Below are 18,030 nucleotides of genomic sequence, written 5' to 3' on the forward strand. Positions count from 1 at the left end.
CTGTGACCTCCGGTATCAGCATAAATCGCTATCTGCCTGATTTTACGGATTTCCCCCAATATCGGGATGAAAAGGGTCTTTGGGACGTGGCAGGACGGGGTCGTATCGTGATCACTTTCCGGTCGCCCGCCGTACCCGCGCGTGGGCCGAGGCCGTCGGCGGGTCCGCAGTGGAAACGCGGGAGCGGCTCCATGGGGCGCTTCCTCATGGGCAGGGTGCTGCTGGCCGTGCCGACGCTGCTCGGGGTGAGCCTGGTGGTCTTCGTCACGGTCAAGCTGATCCCCGGCGACCCGGTCACGGCCCTCCTGGGACCGTCGGCTTCCGCCGCGAGCAGGGCCGAGCTGACCGCGCGGCTCGGGCTCGACGCCCCGCTGCCCGAGCAGTACGTCCGCTGGCTGGGCCACGCGCTCACCGGCGACCTCGGCGTCTCGATCGCCAGGCAGGTCCCCGTCGTCGATGTGCTGGGAGCGGCGCTCGGCAACACGGTGATCCTCGCCCTGGCGGCGTTCGTGCCGGTGGTCGTCGGCGGCGCGCTGCTCGGGGCGGCGGGGGCGGCCTTCCCCGGACGGTGGCCGGGCAGGCTGTGCGACGGCCTGGCGACCCTGGCGATCTCGGCGCCGCAGTACGCGGTAGCGCTGCTGCTTGTCGCCTTCGTCGCCGTGGGGACCGGGGCGTTGCCCCCGGGAGGCATGTATGACGCGGCGGACCCCGGTGGGCCGGGTGACCTGGCGCTCCACCTGGTGCTGCCCGCCACGGCTGCGGCCCTGGTGCCGATGGGCCTGACGGCGCGGATGTTCCGTACGGCGATGGCCGGGCTGCTCGACGGGGAGATGGTCGAGCACCTCAGGGCGCGGGGGCTGCCCGAACGGGTCGTCCTGCGGCACGCCGCGCACAACGCCGCTCCCGCACTGTTGACGATCGGCGGACTCCAGCTCGCCTACCTGGTCGAGGGCGTGGTCTTCGTCGAGACGATCTTCTCCTGGCCGGGGCTCGGGCAACTGCTGTTCACCGCGCTGTCCCAGCGTGACCTGCCGGTCATCCAGGGCGGGGTACTGGTCGTCGCGGTTGCGTTCGTCGGGATCAACCTGCTGGTGGACGCCGCCCACGGGCTGATCGACCCCAGGGTCCGCCGATGAGGCGCCCGGCGCTCGCCGTCGTCACCCTGGTCGCCCTCGCCGCGCTCACCGCCCCCTGGCTGGCACCGTACGGCCAGGCGGAAGGGGTTTTGCGGGACAGGTTGCTGCCGCCGGGCAGCGCCGGGCACCTGCTGGGCACCGACGGGCAGGGGCGTGACCTGCTGAGCAGGCTGATCTGGGGCGCGCGGCCCTCGCTGCTCGGCGGGGTGCTGCCGGTCGGGTTCGCGCTCCTCGCGGGGACCGTCCTGGGAATCGCCGCCGGGCTCGGCCCGCGCCTTCTGGAGAACCTGATCATGCGGCTGCTCGACGTGCTCTACGCCTTCCCCGCGGTGCTGCTGGCCATCGCCATCGCCTCGGCGCTCGGCGCCGGGCCCGCGGGCACCGTCGTCTCGCTGTCGATCGTGCTCACCCCGGCCGTGGCCAGGGTGGTGCTGACCGAGGTCGCCGCGATCAGGAGCGCCGACTTCATGGAGGCCGCGCGGGCCTCCGGCGCGCGGGGTCACGTCATCGCGCTGCGCCAGGTCGTGCCGAACGTGCTTCCCGCCGCGCTCACCTACTGCACGGCGCTGGTCGGGCTTGCCGTCGTCTACGCGGCAGGGATGTCCTTCCTCGGGCTCGGGGTCGCGCCTCCCGCCGCCGAGTGGGGCTCGATGCTCAACGAACTCAGGCAGTACGCCTTCAGCGCGCCGTGGGTCGCCGCGGTCCCCGCGGTGGTCGTCCTCGTGGTCTCGGCCGCCTTCACCGCGCTGGGTCACACGGGTGGCGAAAGGAGTGTGCGATGAACGGGGGACTTCTCGTCGAGGACCTCACCGTCACGGTCGGAGGACGGCGGATCGTCGACCACGTCGGCCTGGAGATCGCCCAGGGGAAGGCGATGGTCGTGCTCGGGGAGTCGGGCAGCGGCAAGTCCGTGACCGCCCGCGCGATCCTCGGGCTGCTCGGGCGGCGTTTCTCGGTGAGCGGCCACGTCACCTTCAACGGCGGCCCGCTCACCCTGGGCAGGGACGTCGGGCTCGTGCCGCAGGACCACACGGCCGCCCTCGACCCGCTCAGGAGGATCGGCGCCCAGATCGGCGAGGTGCTGCGCCACCACGGGATCGTCGGCTCACGGAGCCAGGCGAAGGGCAGGGCGCTCGGCCTGCTCGGCCTCGCCGGGGTGCGCGACGCGGAACGGGTGGCCCGCGCCTACCCGCACGAACTGTCCGGCGGGCTGCGCCAGCGCGCGCTGATCGCCGTCGCGGTCGCCTGCGGGCCACGGCTGCTGGTCGCCGACGAGCCGACCAGCGCGCTCGACGTCACCGTCCAGGCGAAGGTGCTCGACCTGCTCCGCGGCCTCGGCACCACGCTGCTGATGATCACCCACGACATCGGGGTGGCCCGGCTCGTCGGGGACACGGTCGCGGTGATGAGCGAGGGCAGGATCGTCGAGTACGGCGAGGCGCGGGACGTGCTCGGGCTCCCCGGACATCCGTACACCAGGAGGCTGCTCGACGCCGAGCCCCGCCCCGGCGTGCCCAGGGGCGCCCTGGCCGGGGGACTGGCGTGAGCGGGCCGCTGCTCGAAGCCGAGGGGCTGGTCAAGCGCTTCCCCTCGGGGACGCTCGCCGTCGACGGGGTCGATCTCACCGTGAACGCGGGTGAGACCGTCGGCCTCGTCGGCGAGTCCGGCTCGGGCAAGTCCACGACCGCCAGGCTGGTGCTGCGCCTGCTGCGGCCCGACGCGGGGACCGTGAGGTTCGCCGGGCACGACCTGCTGCGGCTGCCGGAACGCCGGATGCGCCAGCTCAGGGCACGCATCCAGTTCGTCCCGCAGAGCCCGCGCACCTCGCTCAACCCGAGGCTGCGGGCCGGGGAGTCGGTCGCCTTCAACCTCCGGGCCCACGGTCTGCCCGTCAGCCGGGTCCCCGAGCTGCTCGAACGGGTCGGCCTCGGCGCCGAGCACGCGGCGAGGTATCCCGCCCAGCTCTCCGGAGGGCAGGCGCAGCGGGTGGCCATCGCCCGCGCCCTGGCCACCGAACCCGACCTCGTCGTGTGCGACGAGCCGGTCTCCGCGCTCGACAGGAGCGTGCAGGCCCGGGTGCTCAACCTGCTGGCCCGCCTCCAGCAGGAGACCGGGGTGGCCTACCTGTTCGTCTCCCACGACCTCGCCGTCGTCGAGCACCTGTGTGACAGGGCGCTCGTCATGCGGGAGGGCCGGGTCGTCGAGCGGGGGCCGACCCGGGAGCTGTGGCGTTCCCCACGCCATCCCTACACCAGGTCGCTGCTGGCGGCCGTACGTCCCCTGACAGGAGAACTCCCTTGAGACTGCGTGTCACCGCCCTGGCCGGGCTGCTCACGCTGACGCTCGCCACCGTCGCGGCCTGCTCGGCCGCCAAGGGTGGCGCGTCCCCCGCAAGCTCACAGACGCCAGGGACCGGAGGGACCCTGGTGGTCGGCATGACCTCGACCGACCTGCCCAACGCCGACACCGTCCTCAACGGGCAGGGGTTCGAGGGCAAGCGCTTCGTCGGCTTCCAGCTCTACGAGGGGCTGACCCGCTACGACCTGAGCAAACCCGAAGGGGTCGCGCCGCTCACCGGGGCGCTGGCGACGTCGTGGACGCACAGTGACGACGCCAGGACGTGGACCTTCGAGCTACGACAGGGCGTGAAATTTCATGATGGGACGCCGTTTGATGCGGATGCGGTGATCGCGAACTACGACCGTTACACCAAGAAGGGCGACCCGCACGCCACCGCCGCCCTGCAGGCCGCCGCCGGGGAGTACGCGGGCTCGTTCGCCTCCTACCGCAAGATCGACGACCACCACGTGGAGATCGTCACCAAGACCCCCAACGGCCACCTGCCCGACGACGTGGCCCACCTCTACATCGCCAGCCCCACGGCGTTCGGCAAGGAGACCCCGGTGGGGACCGGGCCGTTCAGGTTCGGCTCCCTGGTGCCGGGACAGCGCCTTGAGCTGCTGCCGTACAAGGAACACTGGCGGGGCGCGCCGAAGCTGGACAAGCTCGTGCTGCGGCCGATCCCCGACCCGGCGGCCAGGCTCGCCGCGCTGCGCTCGGGGGAGGTCAACTGGATCGAGTACCCCACGCCCGACGACGTGACGGCGCTGAAGGACGGCGGCTTCCAGGTGCCGACCAACGGCTACGACCACCTCTGGTACTGGATCCTCGACACCACCAAGAAACCCTGGAGCGACGTGCGGGTACGGCGCGCCGCCAACTACGCCATCGACCGTGAGTCCCTGGCCAGGGACCTGCTCAGGGGGACCGCGGACCCGGCCTACCAGGCGGCGCCGAGGGCGACCGCGGCCTACGACCCGGCCGGGGACGTCTACTCCCACGACCCGGCGAAGGCGAAGGCGCTGCTGGCCGAGGCGGGCGTGCCCGACGGCTTCGAGACCACGGTCGTCGTGCCGACCGCGGGCTCGGGCAACCTGCTGCCGGTGCCGATCGCCGAGAGCCTCCAGCGGGACCTGGCCCAGGTCGGCATCAAGGTCACGATCAAGACCATCGAGTGGGGTACGCTGCTCGGGCAGGAGGCGTCCGGCAAGGTGCCGTTCGGCGCCGACGCCATCGCCCAGTCCACGACGCTGTTCCAGTCGGAGGCGCTGCTGCCGCTCTTCCTCGGCACGGACAGCCCGTTCTGGACCGGCCACTACTCCAACAGGAAGGTCGACGAGCTGCTCGCCAAGGCAGCCGCCTCACCGGAGCAGGCGACGCGGAGCGCGAGCTACCGGGAGGCGCTCGGCCTGGTCACCCAGGACGCGCCCTGGCTGTTCGTGGTCAACGACCGCAACCCGCGTGCCCTGTCCCCGCAGGTCAAGGGGCTCGTCCAGCCGCAGTCGTGGTTCCTGGACCTCACCACCGTGACGGTGACCAAGTGAACCGGGCACCCTCGTGGGGCGTGACGCTGCCGCTGCCGGGCATCCCGCTGGCCGCCCACAGGCACATCGTCGAGCGCATGCCGGACCTGGGCTTCTCCGACGTGTGGACCGCCGAGGGCGGTGGCCACGACGCCTTCACCCCGCTCGCGCTGGCCGCCGCCTGGTCTTCGCGGGTACGGCTCGCGACCGGGATCGTCCCGGCGCAGACCAGGGGCCCCGCCGTACTCGCGCAGCACGCGGCCACGCTCGCCGAGGTGGCTCCGGGGCGGGTGCTGCTCGGGGTCGGCTCCTCGGTGCCCGCCCACGTCAGCGACATCAACGGCATCCCGTTCACCGAGCCGTTCAAGCGGACCCGCGACGTGGTGCGCTTCCTCAAACGGGCGCTCAACGGCGAGTACGTCACCGGCCCCTTCGACACCTTCGAGATCACCGGCTACCGGCTGCCGTGGGTCCCGGTCGAGCCGCCGAAGGTGATCGTGGGCGCGCTGCGCCCCGGGATGCTCAGGATGGGCTTCGAGGAGGGCGACGGCGCGATCTCCAACCTGCTGGCCGCCTCGGACGTGCCCAAGATCGTCGAGGCGGTAGGGCCGCAGCCGCCGGGCAAGGAACTGGTGGTCAAGGTGTTCGTCTGCCCCTCCGACGACCCCCATTTCGTACGGCGCGCCACCCGGCCGTTCCTGGCCTGGATCCTCAACCGCGAGCCGTACCGGCGCTTCCAGGAGTGGCTCGGCAGGGGGGAGGCGCTGGCCGAGGTCCACCGGCTGTGGGACGCCGGGGACACCGAGGGGGCGGCGCGGGCCCTGCCGGGGGAGGTCGTGGACGAGCTGTTCGTCAACGGCACCCCCGAGGAGTGCCGGGAGCGGATCGCGAGGTTCCACCGGCCAGGGGTCACGTCCCTGCAGCTGTACGTCTCCCTGCCTCCCGGTGTGGCGGGCGATCCCGAGGCGGTGCTGCGGGTCCTGGGGCAGCTCGGCCCCCGCTGAGCGTTCACGGGTCCTCCCGGCTGAGCGGGGAGGACCCGTGGGGCTCAGATGTGGCCTTCGATCTCGGCCAGGAGCAGGCGCTTGGGCTTGGCGCCCACGATCTGCCTGACGACCTCGCCGTCCTTGTAGAGGTTGAGCGTGGGCAGGCCGAGCACGCCGTACCTGGCGCTGATCTCGGGGTAGTCATCGGAGTTGATCTTGGCGATTGTGACGCGGTCGCCGTACTCGGTCTCGATCTCGTCGAGGACCGGTGCGATCATGCGGCACGGCGGGCACCACTCGGCCCAGAAGTCCACCAGGACCGGCTTGTCGCTCTCCAGCACCTGTTCGGCGAAGTTCTCCGCGGTCAGGGTGATCATGTTTTCTCCTGCTTCGTCAGCACGCATCCGGGGCAGGCCGTGGACAGCTGTCCGGCGACCTCCGCCCTGCGGACCAGCAACGCGCGGATCTCGTCGTCGATCTCGGCCAGCTTGCGCCGGTAGACCTCGACCGACTCCGGGCAGTCCGCCCCCGACTCGTGCCCGGCCCGCAGGCAGGCGACGAACGGCTTGGCGTCCTCCAGGGTGAACCCGACCGTGAGCAGTGACCTGATCTCGGTGACGAGCTTGAGATCCGCCTCGCTGTACTCCCGGTAGCCGTTGGCCGTCCGCCGTGCCCTGATCAGCCCCTGCTGCTCGTAGTAGCGCAGCGCCCTCGGGCTGACCCCGGCCCGCCTGGCGAGCTCCCCGATCCGCATCCGGTCCTCCTTACGGCGCCACGGTAAACGTTGACGTCAGTGTCAGGGTCAAGCCCCGGGACGGACCGGACATTCCCGACAGGCTAGAACCGCTTCCAGCGCAGGAGGTTGGGATAGCCGATCTCCAGCCCCGGCGTCTCCGCGATGGCCCGCGCCGCGACCTCCGGGGTGAACTCGATGCGGAGCACGGCCTCCAGGTCGGCGCGGCGCTCGAAGGCCATGCGCAGGTCGAGGGGCTGGGTCTGCCAGCCGTTGCGCCTCCAGAACTCCTCGACGGCGGCGGACGAGTAGGACGGGAGGGAGGCGCTGAACCAGCGGCCGAACGCGCCGCGCGTGGCGTCCAGGTCGATCACGAAGGCCGTGCCGCCACGCCGTACGACCCGGGAGAGCTCCTTGAGACCGGGCTCGCAGCCGGGACCGAAGAAGTAGGCCCAGCGGGCGACGGCCACGTCGGCCGAGGCGTCGGGCAGCGGCAGGCTCTGGGCGGTTCCCCGGCGCACGTCCACGTTCGGCAGGGCGCGGCAGCGGCGTTGGGCCAGCTCGACCAGGTCGTCGTGCGGCTCGACGCCGACCACCCTCGCGGCCCGCGCGGACAGGGAGGGCAGGTGGTAGCCGGTGCCGCAGCCGATGTCCACGACCGTCGCGCCGGTCAGCGGCCTGATGGCGTCCATCGCGGCGTCGGCGAGCCCCTCGGGGTCGACGGCCCGGTTCTCCAGCTCGTAGACCTGCGGGGTGTTCCAGATGTTCGGGCTGGGGATGGCGCCCTTGGCAAACCGCGGCATGCCCCCAAAGGTAGTGAACTCGGTCCTGCGGCGGTGATCCGCGCCACGTCACCCGGGTAGTACGCCACCGTTCGTCAAGCGCGCTTAGGCTGGCAACGTGAGTGTGAGAACCGACGGCGGTGGGGGAACCCGCTCACGTGAGCTCTGGCCGGGAGGCGAGGAATCCGAATGAGCGTTACCCGAGCATCCACCCCGAAGATCGCCCTGTCCACGGCGTCGGTCTACCCGGAGCGCACCCCCGACGCCTTCGAGCTGGCGGCCCGGCTGGGATACGACGGGGTCGAGATCATGGTCGGCGCCGACCCGGTGAGTCAGGACGTCGACGTGCTCGAACGGCTGCGCGACCACTACCAGCTGCCGATCCTGGCGATCCACGCCCCGTGCCTGCTGGTGACCCAGCGCGTGTGGGGCAAGGACCCGTGGGTCAAGCTCCAGCGGGCGCAGCGGGCGGCGGAGCGGGTCGGGGCCAGGACGGTCGTGGTGCACCCGCCCTTCCGCTGGCAGCGTGACTACGCCCGCGAGTTCGAGGTCGGCCTGGCCAGGATGCGCGACGAGACCGACGTGGTCTTCGCGGTCGAGAACATGTTCCCGCTGAAGGCCAGGGGCAACGAGATGGTCCCCTACTCCCCGGGCTGGAACCCGATCGACTACGACTTCCCCCAGGTCACCCTGGACCTGTCGCACACCGCGGTCTCCGGTTCCGACGCCAAGGAGATGTCCGCCAAGCTCGGCGACAGGCTCGCCCACCTGCACCTGGCCGACGGCCTCGGCATCCCCAACAAGGACGAGCACCTGGTCCCCGGGCGGGGCAACCAGCCGTGCGCGGAGATCCTGGAGCGCCTGGCGGGCAACGGCTACGACGGCCTGGTCGTGCTGGAGATCAACACCCGCAAGGCCGGTGGCCGTACCGAACGGATCGAGGACCTCACCGAGGCGCTGGCCTTCGCGCGGCGGCACCTGGCCCCCTCACGCGCGGCGAAGGCCAAGGGCGCGCGGGGGTGACCGAGCACGTCGAGGGCGGTGCGGGCCGTACGGCGGGCGGGCGGCGGCTCGGGCGCAGGCCCGGCTCCGCCGACACGCGGGGGCAGATCCTCGCGGCGGCCCGTGAGACCTTCGCGGAGAAGGGGTTCGACAAGGCGACCGTGCGGGGCATCGCCAGGCGGGCCGAGGTCGATCCGGCGCTGGTCCACCACTACTTCGCCAGCAAGGAGGGCATGTTCGTCGCGGCCATGGAGCTGCCGATCAACCCCGACGAGGTGATCCCGGCGCTGCTGGCCGGGCCGCGCGAGGAGGTGGGTGAGCGGCTGGCCAGGTTCGTGCTGACGATGACCTCGCACGCCCAGGCGCGTCAGCCGTTGCTCGCGCTGGTCCGCACCGCGATGACCAACGAGCGGATGGCGACCATGATCCGCGAGTTCCTGACGCACGCCCTGATCAGCAGGGTGGCCCAGGCGCTGGACATCCCGCCCATCCGGGTTGAGCTGGCCTTCTCGCAGCTTTTCGGCGCGGTGCTGGCCCGTTATGTGCTCAGGCTGGAACCGATCGCCTCGGTCGAGGTCGAGGAGCTGGCCGGGCATCTGGCGCCCACGGTCCAGGGATATCTCGACCCCGCGTCCTGAAGTGGTCCGGCGGACAGATTATTGTTCTACAGGACCGGTTGACCGTATGGTGGCCATGGTCGTCGTGTGTCGCCGTCCGCCGTACGGCACCGCGGGGCACGGGACGATCCGTCGCAACCGTGGACGGCCGCGGTCGTACGACTGACAGCCACCGCCGTCTGTGGGAGGACCCGTGCTCTGGGTAGCGATCATCGGGCTGATCATGACAGCCGTCGCGCTCGCGCTCGCCGCGCGTCGCGTGTTGTTCCTCTACAAGCTCGCCACCGTGGGAGCACCGGCCCCGGAACGGATCGAGTACGCCAGGAACAACGTGGGCGCCGAGATCAAGGCGCAGCTCGTCGAGGTCTTCGGACAGCGGAAACTGCTGAAGTGGAACCCCTCGGGAACCGCCCACTTCTTCGTCATGTGGGCCTTCTTCATCCTGGCGACGGTCTATCTGGAGGCGTACGGCGCGCTGATCCAGGGCGCCGTCACCGGGAAGCCCGACTTCCACATCCCGCTCGTCGGGACCTGGCCGGTGCTCGGTTTCCTGCAGGACTTCATCGCCGTCGCCGCCCTGGTCGGCCTGGTCGTCTTCGCGGTCATCAGGGTCAAGAACTCGCCGAAGAAGCTGGGCCGTAAGTCACGCTTCTCCGGCTCGCACCTCGGTGGCGCCTGGCTCGTCCTCTTCATGATCTTCAACGTGATCTGGACGATGTTCCTCTTCAGGGGGGCGGCCTACAACACCGGCAACCTGCCCTACGCCTCGGGCGCGTTCGCCTCGGAGGCCACCGCCGCGGTGCTGCACCCGCTGGGTGAGACGGCCAACGAGGTCCTTGAGGGCGTCGGGCTGCTGCTGCACATCGGCGTCATGCTGGTCTTCCTCGTGATCGTGGTGAACTCCAAGCACCTGCACATCTTCACGGCGCCGCTGAACGTGCTGTTCTCCCGGCGGCCCGACGGCAACGGGCCCGCCCAGCCGGTGCGGATCGACGGCGAGGTCGTCGACTTCGAGGACGACGACCTCGACGGCGACAGGCTCGGTAGGGGCAAGATCGAGGAGACCACCTGGAAGGGCTTCCTCGACTTCTACACCTGCACCGAGTGCGGCCGCTGCCAGTCGCAGTGCCCGGCGTGGAACACCGACAAGCCGCTGTCGCCGAAGATGCTCATCATCGACCAGCGCGACCACGCCTTCAAGATCGCGCCGTACCTGTCGGCGACCCAGGAGCAGCGCGAAGACCTGCCCAAGGACGTGCTCGCCCTGCTGGAGAAGCCGCTGGTCGGCGAGGAAGGCGTCATCCACCCCGACGTGCTGTGGTCGTGCACCAACTGCGGCGCCTGCGTCGAGCAGTGCCCGGTGGACATCGAGCACATCGACCACATCCTGGACATGCGCCGCTACGAGGCGATGGTGAAGTCGAACTTCCCGTCCGAGGCCGGCGTCATGGTCAAGAACCTGGAGAACAAGGGCAACCCGTGGGGGATGTCCGAGATGAAGCGGGCCGACTGGATCGAGGAGCTCGCGAGCCGCGAGGACGACCCCATCGAGATCCAGCTCGTGGACGAGAAGATGCCCGAGGACACCGAGTACCTCTTCTGGGTCGGCTGCGCCGGAGCCCTTGAGGACCGGGCGAAGAAGACCACCAAGGCGGTCGCCGAGCTGCTGCACATCGCGGGCGTGAAGTTCGCGGTGCTCGGCCCGATGGAGGTCTGCACCGGAGACCCGGCCCGCCGCCTGGGCATGGAGTACATCTTCGACATGCTGGCCAAGCAGAACATCGAGACCCTCAACGAGGCCGGGGTCAAGAAGATCGTCGCGACCTGCCCGCACTGCTTCAACACCCTCGCCAACGAGTATCCGCAGCTCGGCGGCACCTACGAGGTCGTGCACCACACCCAGTTGCTGGCCAAGCTGGTGGACGAGGGGCAGCTTGTCCCGGTCACGCCGATCGAGGAGAAGATCACCTACCACGACCCGTGCTTCCTCGGGCGCCACAACAAGGTGTACTCCCAGCCGCGCGACATCATGGCCAAGGTCCCCGGCGTCAAGACCCAGGAGATGCACCGGCACAAGGAGCGGGGCTTCTGCTGCGGCGCCGGTGGCGCGCGCATGTGGATGGAGGAGCGGATCGGCAAGCGCATCAACACCGAGCGCGTGGACGAGGCGCTGACCACCGACCCGGACACCATCTCGACCGCCTGCCCGTTCTGTCTGGTCATGCTGGGCGACTCGATCAACGAGAAGAAGAACACCGGTGAGGCCAAGGAGACGCTTGAGGTCGTCGATGTCTCCCAGCTGCTGATCAAGTCCATCAAGGGACAGCCCACCCAGCCGGTCTGAATCCTCCAGGTACGGCCCGCTTCTTGCGGGCCGTACCTGACATGCGGTCAAGATTCCGCGAAAAGGACAGATGGTCTGAAACTTGTCCTGTCTATAACAGAAAAATCACGGTAATCTCAACGTCGCGGCAGCCGTTCGACGGGGAGGGGGCCAACGGTGCGTGTCGTCGTAACCGATGCCGAGGTCACCCTGGCTGACGTCCTGTCCCTCCGCCTTGCCATCGACGAACCCCTCAGCGCGGGCAGCGAGCTCGTCCTGCGCCAGCGGGGCACGTCCGTCGAGCACAGGCTGGCGCTGGGGGCCACGGCGGCCAGGGCGCGTGACGCGACGCTCGCCTTCTCACTCGCCCCGCTGCCGCTCAGCCCCGGCCGCTGGGACACCTACGTCACCCAGGACGGGTCGCGCACCAGGCTGCACAGCGTCGATCCCGGCTTCTCCCTGGACCACATCGACGCCTACGCGCTGAGCAGGCGCACGATGTCCTACCGGGCGTACCGGACCCGCAACGGCTTCCTGGCCCTGAAGGTGGACGAGGCCGAGCCGGTCGCCGAGGTCCGCGCGGTGTGGTTCCGCGAGGGAAGGTTCGAGGTCACCGGCCTGCTTGCCTACACCGGTCTCGACGACGACGAGTCCCGGCACGAGGCGCGCCTGTCGCTGCGCCACGACGCCTCGGGCACCGCGCTGTCCTCGGTCGCGACGGTCCAGGGGGTGCGCTTCCACGCCGCCCTCTCCCTGTGCGACCTGTGCGACGTGGCGGCCGACGACCCCGGCCAGCCCACGGCCTGGGCGCCCTCGCTGGAGATCGACGACCTTCCCGCCCCGCTGCGCCTGGCCTCCAGGCTCGACGACGTGAACGGCAAGCGCCGCCGCCTGCACTATCCGGCGACCAAGGTTGACGGGGTGCCGATCCGCCCCCGCTACACCGCCGACGACGAGCTCACGATCGAGGTCGGTGGATGAGGATCTGCCTGCTGGTCCCCTCGGTCTGTGGCATGCGTGGCGACGTCAGGTCCGTGGTCAACCTCGCCAACGAGCTGGCCGAGCGCCACGAGGTGGAGATCCTCAGCGTACGGCGCCACCGCGACAGGCCGTTCTTCCCGATCTCCCCGAAGGTGACCCTCTCGTGGGTCATCGACGAGCGGCCCGGCGTACGGCACCTGCTGCCCAGGGGACAGGTGCACACCGAGGTCGCCCTGTGGCGGCGGCTGCGCGTCCTGCGGGCCGACGCGGTCATCGCCACCAGGCCCGGCCTGAGCGTCCTGGTCGCCAGGCACGTCCCCCGTGAGACCGTACGCGTCGCCCGCGAGTGGGGCCGTCCCTCCCCGCCGGGGCCGATCACGAAGTTCTACCCCCGTCTCGACGCCGTGGTCGCCGCCACCGAGCGGGGCAGACAGGACTGGGACCACCTCCTGCACGGCGGCGCCGAGGTCAGGCTGATCCCCGACGCGCTGCCCGCCGGGCCGTGGCCGCGCTCCCGCATGGACAACCGCATCGTCGCCGCGGGCGGGCGCTGGGTGCCGGTCAAGGCCTACGACCGGCTGATCCGCGCTTTCGCCGTCGTGGCGGACAAGCGCCCCGACTGGCGCCTGCGCCTGTACGGCGGCGGCCCCGAGGAGAGGCGGCTGAGGGGGCTGGTCCAGGACCTGAACCTGCACAACCACGTCTACTTCATGGGCACCACCTCCGACCTGAGCGGTGAGTTCGCCAAGGCGTCGATCGTCGCGGTGACCTCGCGGGCCGAGACGCCGCAGACGCCCGGGATGACGGTGATCGAGGCGATGGCCAGCGGGGTGCCGGTGATCGGCTTCGACAGCCCGAGCGGGCCCGGGGAGTTCGTGGTCGAGGGGCGCAGCGGGGTCCTGGTCGCCGAGGGGGGCGCCGAGATCGAGGCCTACGCGGGGGCGCTGTTGGCGCTCATCGACGACGAGCGGCGGCGCAGGGAACTGGCCGCGGGCGCGCTCGGGGCGGCGGCCGTACACACAGCTCCGGTGGTCGCCGGACAGTGGGAGAGGCTGCTGACCTCCTCCTCTTCCCGAGGGGCCGCGTGAGGGGGGAAAGTGCCCCCTTCCCGTCGGCCGTGACACGGGTACCGTTGGGACATGCATGGCTACAGCGGAGACAAGCAGGCCTATCTGACCAGGCTGCGGCGGGTCGAGGGACAGATCAGAGGCCTGCAGCGGATGGTCGATGAGGACGCCTACTGCATCGACGTGCTGACCCAGGTGTCGGCCGCGACGCGGGCGCTCCAGGCGGTGGCGCTCGGCCTCCTGGAGGACCACATCTCGCACTGCGTCGCGGACGCGGTCAGCTCCGGCGGACCCGAGGCCCAGGAGAAGATCAAGGAGGCCTCGGCGGCGATCGCGCGCCTCGTCCGTTCGTAACTAGTCACAGGACCCTTCACGAACTACGTCCCGGACTCCGAAGGGGGAGTCCGGGACTAGGTCGTTCAGATGGTTCTCTCACCGGCCTCAGCAGATCGCCGAGGCGCTCAATCCGAGCGCGTTGTCGAGCTCCGCCAAGGTGAGTGGCCGTTCGCTGGTGGCAACGGCGCTCAACACCTCCGCGTAGAGCGCGATCTCGTCCAACGCGACACGGTCGTGGACCCTTGAGTCCAGGTCGTCGTGCCCCACCGCGTCGTCCTTCCTTCCGCAGCCCACACCCTCTCTGAGGTTACGGTGGGAGGAGTTTCGTGCCCATGGCCCATCGGGACCATTCCTCATGACACCACCACAGCCCCATCGGGATCGTTTCCCGATTTTGAGATCACAATTCGGCAAATTGCGAGATATATAAGGGTTACAGGAGATACAGCGGTTACAGGAGTGAAATAACTAAATCTGTGAGTTAATCGGGCAGAAGGTTGTCAGAAGTGACGCGGGAAGGTTCCCGAGGTTCCCGGGACGGGATCGTCACGTTCGTGCGTCAGCCGGTGCACCACCGCGGCGGCCGTGGTGAACCCCCGCTCGGGCACTGGCGTGCCCGTCAGCCCGCACCACGCGAGCCCCAGCGCGTAGGCGGCCCCCAGCAGCGCCGCGGCCCCCGCCCGGTCGGGCGGGTTGAGCGCGGAGGGCAACCTTCCCGAGCGCGGCCAGCACCCCCGCAACGGATGCGAGGGGTCGGAGAGCACCACGTGGAGGATGTGCCGCAGCTCGGGATCGAGCCACGGATAGAGCGGGTCCGCGGCCCTCGGCCCGAAGGCCGACAGGTCGGCAGCCAGCAGCGAGGCCGCGACCGCCCTGGGCTCCGCGCCCTTGGGCACCAGGAACCCCAGCGTCCCCACCAGGTCGTAGACCGCGTGCTGGAAGTGCTCCCCGGGCGAGGAGTCCGGCAGCGTCACGTTCGGCGGGCACCGCGACAACCACGCCTGCCGTACCGCGTCGTCGCCGTAGTGCGCGACCGACGGATCGGGTCCGGTACGGCGCAGCAGCGGATCGACCATGGCGAGCAGGGCGTTCGCCCTCGGCCTGAAGCGCGCGTCGTACCTGATGGTCGCGGCCGTGTCCGCCATCAGCCCGACCAGCCGCAGCCCCGCCTCGGGGTGCCCCGCCCTGACCCGCTCGCCGTACAGGGCGACCAGGTCGGCCAGCGAGGCGGGGGGCAGCCAGCGCACCCACTCGTCGCCGGGCAGCGGGCGGGCGAGGAACTCGCCGAACATCGACAGCAGCACCTCGTTGCCGTCGAAGGCCGGGGCGTGGGCGCACCACATGAGCGTGCCCCAGATCGCGGCGACGGGGCTGGGGACCTCCCCGGCGAAGAACTCGGTGAAGGGACCCGTGAGCGGGAAGTCCGCCACCCGCCTGCCCCGCTGGGAGACGACCAGGTCACGCAACCGCTCGGTGATCTCGTACGGCACGTCGGGCCCGACGAACCCCTGCACCGAGCCGCGGTCGGTGTTGAGGTCGTGGATGGCGGGGACCAGTTGCGGCGGGACCAGCGACGGCGCCCGCACCACCCTGGCCCCCGCGCGCAGGTTCGGATCCGCGGGCGGGGGCGTCAGGTGCCAGCGGCCGTCGGCCGGGTCCTCGCGGTACCACCGGCCGCGCGCGCCGAACAGCCAGCGACCGCCGTCCGGGGTGACCAGAACACGCGAGGTCACGGCCTCGGCCCGTGCGATCGGCGGCAGCGTCGCCCAGCGGGGATCGGCGACCAGGGCGCGCACGTCCCTCTCGATGGCGTCGAACCCGTCCCAGTGCCGCACGGCGGTCATGTTACCCATCACCCCCTCGGCGGGAGACCCAAGGCGGCCACAGAGGACTCAGAAGGGCGGTACGGCGGTCGCGGCGCGGTGTCTGGCGGCCTTGGCGATGTATCCGTCCGGGGTGCGGGCGAAGGAGGCGCGGTCCTCGTCGGTCAGCTCGCGGACGATCCTGCCGGGGACCCCGGCGACGAGCACCCCGGCGGGAATCCGCTTGCCGGGGCCGACCAGCGCGCCCGCGGCCACCAGCGAGCCCGCGCCGATCCTGGCCCCGCCGAGCACGATCGCCCCGATGCCGACGAGCGCGCCCGTCTCCACGTGCGCCCCGTGCACCATCGCCTTGTGCCCCAGGCTGACCCGGTCCTCAAGCACGGCGGGCTCGCGCGGATCGGCGTGCAGGCAGCACAGGTCCTGGATGTTGCACTCCTCACCGACCTCGATGAGTTCGTCGTCGCCGCGAAGGACCGATCCGTACCAGACGTTGGAGGCGCGGCCGAGCCGTACACGGCCGACGATCACGGCTCCGGGGGCGACGTAGGCGTCGGGATGGATCAGGGGCGTCGCGTCGCCGTCGAGGGCCGCGACGTACGGGGTGGCGTTCATGGATCGATGGTACGAGGGGGGCTGATGCCCGATATTTCGGCAAGCCGGTGGCGCGTTCCGGTTGCGGTCTTGGGCAGTAAGCAGGAAAGTCGTCTCCTGACGTCTCCTTTTCCGTAACACAACCTCCACGGGTAGCGCGATGACAAACCAGCACGAGAGCTTTCCCGATCTGATGCATGAGGACTCGTTCGAGGTCGTCATGCGCGGTTACAGCCGCCGCCAGGTCCACGACTACATGAGCCGGACCCGCAACCAGATCCGCGATCTGGAGGAACGACTCACGCGGGCGATCGACCAGGTCGAACAGAGTCGTGCGGAGCTGGCTGACGCTCGTCGGCGGCTTTCCGACGCCCCGCAGGACTACGACGAGCTCGGCGAACGGCTCAGCCAGATCCTGAAACTCGGCGAGGAGGAGGCCGCGGCCAAGCGGCAGGTCGCCGACGCCGAGGCCACCAAGCTCCGCGACGACGCCGCGACCGAGGCCGAGCGGATGGTCACCTCCGCGATGGAGCGCGCCGAGGGCATTCTGAACGCCGCGCAGCAGGAGGCGGAGCGACGCGTCTCCGAGGCCACGCACGCGGCCGAGCAGATGCTCTCCCAGGCGGGCAACGAGGCGGAGGAGACCGTCACCGCGGCCCGCGCCGAGTCCGAGGAGACCCTGCGCGCGGCCCGCGCGGAGGCCGACCGCCTCCTCACCTCGGCCAGGCACGAGGCGGAGCGCATGATCGAGAGCGCCCGCATCGAGGCCGAGTCCACCGTCTCCTCCGCCAACGCCGAGGCCCACGCCACCCTGACGTCGGCCCAGCAGCGCGCCACGGTCCTGGACGAGACGACCGGACGCAGGGTGACATATCTCACCGACACCCACCACGAGGTCATGCGCCGCCTCAACGAGATGGGCGCCGTCCTCGGCGACCTGCTCCACCGCGAGAGCACGGCGGGCCCGCTGATCGACGAGGCCTCCGTGCTGCCCCCGGCCCCCGCGCAGCAGGCCCTGCCCGCCCCCGACGCCCCGCAGTCGGTCTCCGTGGTCCAGGAGGGCGCCCCCGAGGGTGACTTCTCCGGGCAGGACTTCTTCAGCCCCAGGGCCGACTTCACGCCGGGCGACCAGGCGCGGGACGGCCAGGAGGAGGAGACCCTGCTCGTCGTCGAGTCCGACGTCGAGGCCGTCCGCGTGATCGTCGAGGACGACGGTGACGAGAAGGAACGGCGCGGCCGGACGGGCAGCGACGAGTACGTCTCCCGCGCGTAGCCTCCCACGACGGGCGAGGAGGAGACGTCCGGCGTGTCACATCCCACGCGTGTCCGGGCCGCGAGTTCAAGCGGCCCGCACGAGCACAGGCGAAAGGCCCTCGCCCCCGATAGGGTCGCGGGCCTTTCGTGATTGGGAGCCCGGTGCCGGGGCCGCGTGATCCGCTGAACCAGGCACCGGGCGGCTTTCTCAGGCGCTCCCGTCCATCGGGCTTTCTGGCCCGTCGGAGAGCTCCTGCTGCTTGTTGAGCTGCTCGCGCAGCTTCTCGGGATCGTCCGCGTCGATGGTCATCGCGCACCCGAGGTCACGTTGGGCGGAGCTCAGCGGGTGGTGGCGGGTTGCCCACCACCGCCCCGCGTCGCTCCGCCAGATCGTCCACTTGGGGAACTCCCGGGCGATTTCCGCCAGATGCCGATCGAATGACATCTATGCACCTTCCCCGCGCCCAGGCCCTCGCGACGTCCACCTCTCGACGGTGAAGCACTTCTCTAGAGAAATCAATGATCGTGGGAGACAG

Annotated in this window: 20 protein-coding genes; 13 read left to right on the forward strand and 7 right to left on the reverse strand. The window is 70.6% G+C overall.

Features of this window, described 5'->3' with window-relative positions; all coding sequences use genetic code 11:
• Window positions 1–191: 191 nt before the first annotated feature.
• Genes FHS44_RS37275 through FHS44_RS37300 form a run of 6 tightly spaced genes read left to right on the forward strand, consistent with a single transcriptional unit; the run spans window position 192 to window position 6,003 of the window.
• Window positions 192–1,136, forward strand: coding sequence for an ABC transporter permease (locus FHS44_RS37275; protein ID WP_184724607.1), 945 nt, complete (start codon window positions 192–194; stop codon window positions 1,134–1,136).
• On the forward strand, window positions 1,133–1,918 hold the full coding sequence (locus FHS44_RS37280) for an ABC transporter permease (protein WP_184724610.1): 786 nt from the start codon (window positions 1,133–1,135) through the stop codon (window positions 1,916–1,918). The genes FHS44_RS37275 and FHS44_RS37280 overlap by 4 nt, the downstream gene beginning before the upstream one ends.
• Window positions 1,915–2,682, forward strand: a complete 768-nt coding sequence (locus tag FHS44_RS37285; RefSeq protein ID WP_184724613.1) for an ABC transporter ATP-binding protein — start codon at window positions 1,915–1,917, stop codon at window positions 2,680–2,682. Before FHS44_RS37280 ends, FHS44_RS37285 begins: the two co-directional genes overlap by 4 nt.
• Complete coding sequence (locus FHS44_RS37290; RefSeq protein WP_184724616.1) at window positions 2,679–3,437, forward strand: ATP-binding cassette domain-containing protein; 759 nt, start codon at window positions 2,679–2,681, stop codon at window positions 3,435–3,437. The genes FHS44_RS37285 and FHS44_RS37290 overlap by 4 nt, the downstream gene beginning before the upstream one ends.
• Window positions 3,434–5,020, forward strand: a complete 1,587-nt coding sequence (locus tag FHS44_RS37295; protein ID WP_221461754.1) for an ABC transporter substrate-binding protein — start codon at window positions 3,434–3,436, stop codon at window positions 5,018–5,020. Before FHS44_RS37290 ends, FHS44_RS37295 begins: the two co-directional genes overlap by 4 nt.
• A complete protein-coding gene (locus tag FHS44_RS37300) occupies window positions 5,017–6,003 on the forward strand; it encodes an LLM class F420-dependent oxidoreductase (protein ID WP_184724619.1) in 987 nt (328 codons plus the stop codon). Before FHS44_RS37295 ends, FHS44_RS37300 begins: the two co-directional genes overlap by 4 nt.
• Before the next feature lie 44 nt (window positions 6,004–6,047).
• Here the strand turns inward: FHS44_RS37300 and trxA are convergent, their stop codons facing one another.
• From trxA to FHS44_RS37315, 3 genes are all read right to left on the reverse strand, one after another.
• Window positions 6,048–6,362 carry a thioredoxin gene (gene trxA / locus FHS44_RS37305; protein ID WP_184724621.1) on the reverse strand — a complete coding sequence of 105 codons (315 nt, stop codon included), beginning with the start codon at window positions 6,360–6,362 and terminating at the stop codon, window positions 6,048–6,050.
• Entirely contained in the window at window positions 6,359–6,739 is a 381-nt protein-coding gene (locus tag FHS44_RS37310) for a MerR family transcriptional regulator (RefSeq protein WP_184724623.1), read from the reverse strand. Before FHS44_RS37310 ends, trxA begins: the two co-directional genes overlap by 4 nt.
• Before the next feature lie 83 nt (window positions 6,740–6,822).
• Entirely contained in the window at window positions 6,823–7,521 is a 699-nt protein-coding gene (locus FHS44_RS37315) for a class I SAM-dependent methyltransferase (RefSeq protein ID WP_184724625.1), read from the reverse strand.
• Between the two features lie 168 nt (window positions 7,522–7,689).
• Between FHS44_RS37315 and FHS44_RS37320 the strand changes: the two genes are divergently transcribed.
• From FHS44_RS37320 to FHS44_RS37345, 6 genes are all read left to right on the forward strand, one after another.
• Complete coding sequence (locus tag FHS44_RS37320; protein ID WP_184724627.1) at window positions 7,690–8,523, forward strand: sugar phosphate isomerase/epimerase family protein; 834 nt, start codon at window positions 7,690–7,692, stop codon at window positions 8,521–8,523.
• A complete protein-coding gene (locus FHS44_RS42605) occupies window positions 8,520–9,140 on the forward strand; it encodes a TetR/AcrR family transcriptional regulator (RefSeq protein ID WP_184724630.1) in 621 nt (206 codons plus the stop codon). The genes FHS44_RS37320 and FHS44_RS42605 overlap by 4 nt, the downstream gene beginning before the upstream one ends.
• A gap of 172 nt (window positions 9,141–9,312) precedes the next feature.
• Window positions 9,313–11,463, forward strand: coding sequence for a (Fe-S)-binding protein (locus tag FHS44_RS37330; protein WP_184724633.1), 2,151 nt, complete (start codon window positions 9,313–9,315; stop codon window positions 11,461–11,463).
• Window positions 11,464–11,619: 156 nt separating this feature from the next.
• The gene (locus FHS44_RS37335; protein WP_184724636.1) at window positions 11,620–12,423 is read left to right on the forward strand and encodes a hypothetical protein; all 804 of its coding nucleotides are present in this window, start codon (window positions 11,620–11,622) and stop codon (window positions 12,421–12,423) included.
• Window positions 12,420–13,511 (forward strand): glycosyltransferase, encoded by a 1,092-nt coding sequence (locus FHS44_RS37340; protein WP_184724639.1) that lies wholly within the window; start codon window positions 12,420–12,422, stop codon window positions 13,509–13,511. The genes FHS44_RS37335 and FHS44_RS37340 overlap by 4 nt, the downstream gene beginning before the upstream one ends.
• A 51-nt stretch (window positions 13,512–13,562) precedes the next feature.
• Window positions 13,563–13,844 (forward strand): metal-sensitive transcriptional regulator, encoded by a 282-nt coding sequence (locus FHS44_RS37345; RefSeq protein ID WP_184724643.1) that lies wholly within the window; start codon window positions 13,563–13,565, stop codon window positions 13,842–13,844.
• Window positions 13,845–13,931: 87 nt separating this feature from the next.
• Here the strand turns inward: FHS44_RS37345 and FHS44_RS37350 are convergent, their stop codons facing one another.
• The 3 genes from FHS44_RS37350 to FHS44_RS37360 form a co-directional block, all read right to left on the reverse strand.
• Entirely contained in the window at window positions 13,932–14,120 is a 189-nt protein-coding gene (locus FHS44_RS37350; protein ID WP_184724820.1) for a hypothetical protein, read from the reverse strand.
• 206 nt (window positions 14,121–14,326) lie between these two features.
• Window positions 14,327–15,670 carry a hypothetical protein gene (locus FHS44_RS37355; RefSeq protein ID WP_184724646.1) on the reverse strand — a complete coding sequence of 448 codons (1,344 nt, stop codon included), beginning with the start codon at window positions 15,668–15,670 and terminating at the stop codon, window positions 14,327–14,329.
• 48 nt (window positions 15,671–15,718) lie between these two features.
• Window positions 15,719–16,261: a gamma carbonic anhydrase family protein gene (locus FHS44_RS37360; RefSeq protein WP_184724649.1), complete on the reverse strand. Its 543-nt coding sequence runs from the start codon at window positions 16,259–16,261 to the stop codon at window positions 15,719–15,721.
• Between the two features lie 172 nt (window positions 16,262–16,433).
• On the opposite strand from FHS44_RS37360, the gene FHS44_RS37365 reads away from it, so the two are divergent.
• Window positions 16,434–17,513, forward strand: a complete 1,080-nt coding sequence (locus tag FHS44_RS37365) for a polarized growth protein Scy-related protein (protein WP_246436639.1) — start codon at window positions 16,434–16,436, stop codon at window positions 17,511–17,513.
• 189 nt (window positions 17,514–17,702) lie between these two features.
• Here the strand turns inward: FHS44_RS37365 and FHS44_RS37370 are convergent, their stop codons facing one another.
• Window positions 17,703–17,939 carry a hypothetical protein gene (locus FHS44_RS37370; RefSeq protein ID WP_184724655.1) on the reverse strand — a complete coding sequence of 79 codons (237 nt, stop codon included), beginning with the start codon at window positions 17,937–17,939 and terminating at the stop codon, window positions 17,703–17,705.
• Between the last annotated feature and the right edge of the window lie 91 nt (window positions 17,940–18,030).

This window comes from Streptosporangium saharense (genome assembly GCF_014203715.1).
GTDB classification, from domain to species: Bacteria; Actinomycetota; Actinomycetes; order Streptosporangiales; family Streptosporangiaceae; genus Streptosporangium; species Streptosporangium saharense.

Excerpts from the sequence above, each read along its gene's own strand:
- FHS44_RS37275 (WP_184724607.1), top strand. The coding sequence starts at position 192 with ATGGGGCGCTTCCTCATGGGCAGGGTGCTGCTGGCCGTGCCGACGCTG.
- FHS44_RS37280 (WP_184724610.1), top strand. The coding sequence starts at position 1,133 with ATGAGGCGCCCGGCGCTCGCCGTCGTCACCCTGGTCGCCCTCGCCGCG.
- FHS44_RS37285 (WP_184724613.1), top strand. The coding sequence starts at position 1,915 with ATGAACGGGGGACTTCTCGTCGAGGACCTCACCGTCACGGTCGGAGGA.
- trxA (WP_184724621.1), bottom strand. The coding sequence starts at position 6,362 with ATGATCACCCTGACCGCGGAGAACTTCGCCGAACAGGTGCTGGAGAGC.
- FHS44_RS37310 (WP_184724623.1), bottom strand. The coding sequence starts at position 6,739 with ATGCGGATCGGGGAGCTCGCCAGGCGGGCCGGGGTCAGCCCGAGGGCG.
- FHS44_RS37315 (WP_184724625.1), bottom strand. The coding sequence starts at position 7,521 with ATGCCGCGGTTTGCCAAGGGCGCCATCCCCAGCCCGAACATCTGGAAC.
- FHS44_RS37320 (WP_184724627.1), top strand. The coding sequence starts at position 7,690 with ATGAGCGTTACCCGAGCATCCACCCCGAAGATCGCCCTGTCCACGGCG.
- FHS44_RS37340 (WP_184724639.1), top strand. The coding sequence starts at position 12,420 with ATGAGGATCTGCCTGCTGGTCCCCTCGGTCTGTGGCATGCGTGGCGAC.
- FHS44_RS37345 (WP_184724643.1), top strand. The coding sequence starts at position 13,563 with ATGCATGGCTACAGCGGAGACAAGCAGGCCTATCTGACCAGGCTGCGG.
- FHS44_RS37355 (WP_184724646.1), bottom strand. The coding sequence starts at position 15,670 with ATGACCGCCGTGCGGCACTGGGACGGGTTCGACGCCATCGAGAGGGAC.
- FHS44_RS37360 (WP_184724649.1), bottom strand. The coding sequence starts at position 16,261 with ATGAACGCCACCCCGTACGTCGCGGCCCTCGACGGCGACGCGACGCCC.
- FHS44_RS37365 (WP_246436639.1), top strand. The coding sequence starts at position 16,434 with ATGCATGAGGACTCGTTCGAGGTCGTCATGCGCGGTTACAGCCGCCGC.
- FHS44_RS37370 (WP_184724655.1), bottom strand. The coding sequence starts at position 17,939 with ATGTCATTCGATCGGCATCTGGCGGAAATCGCCCGGGAGTTCCCCAAG.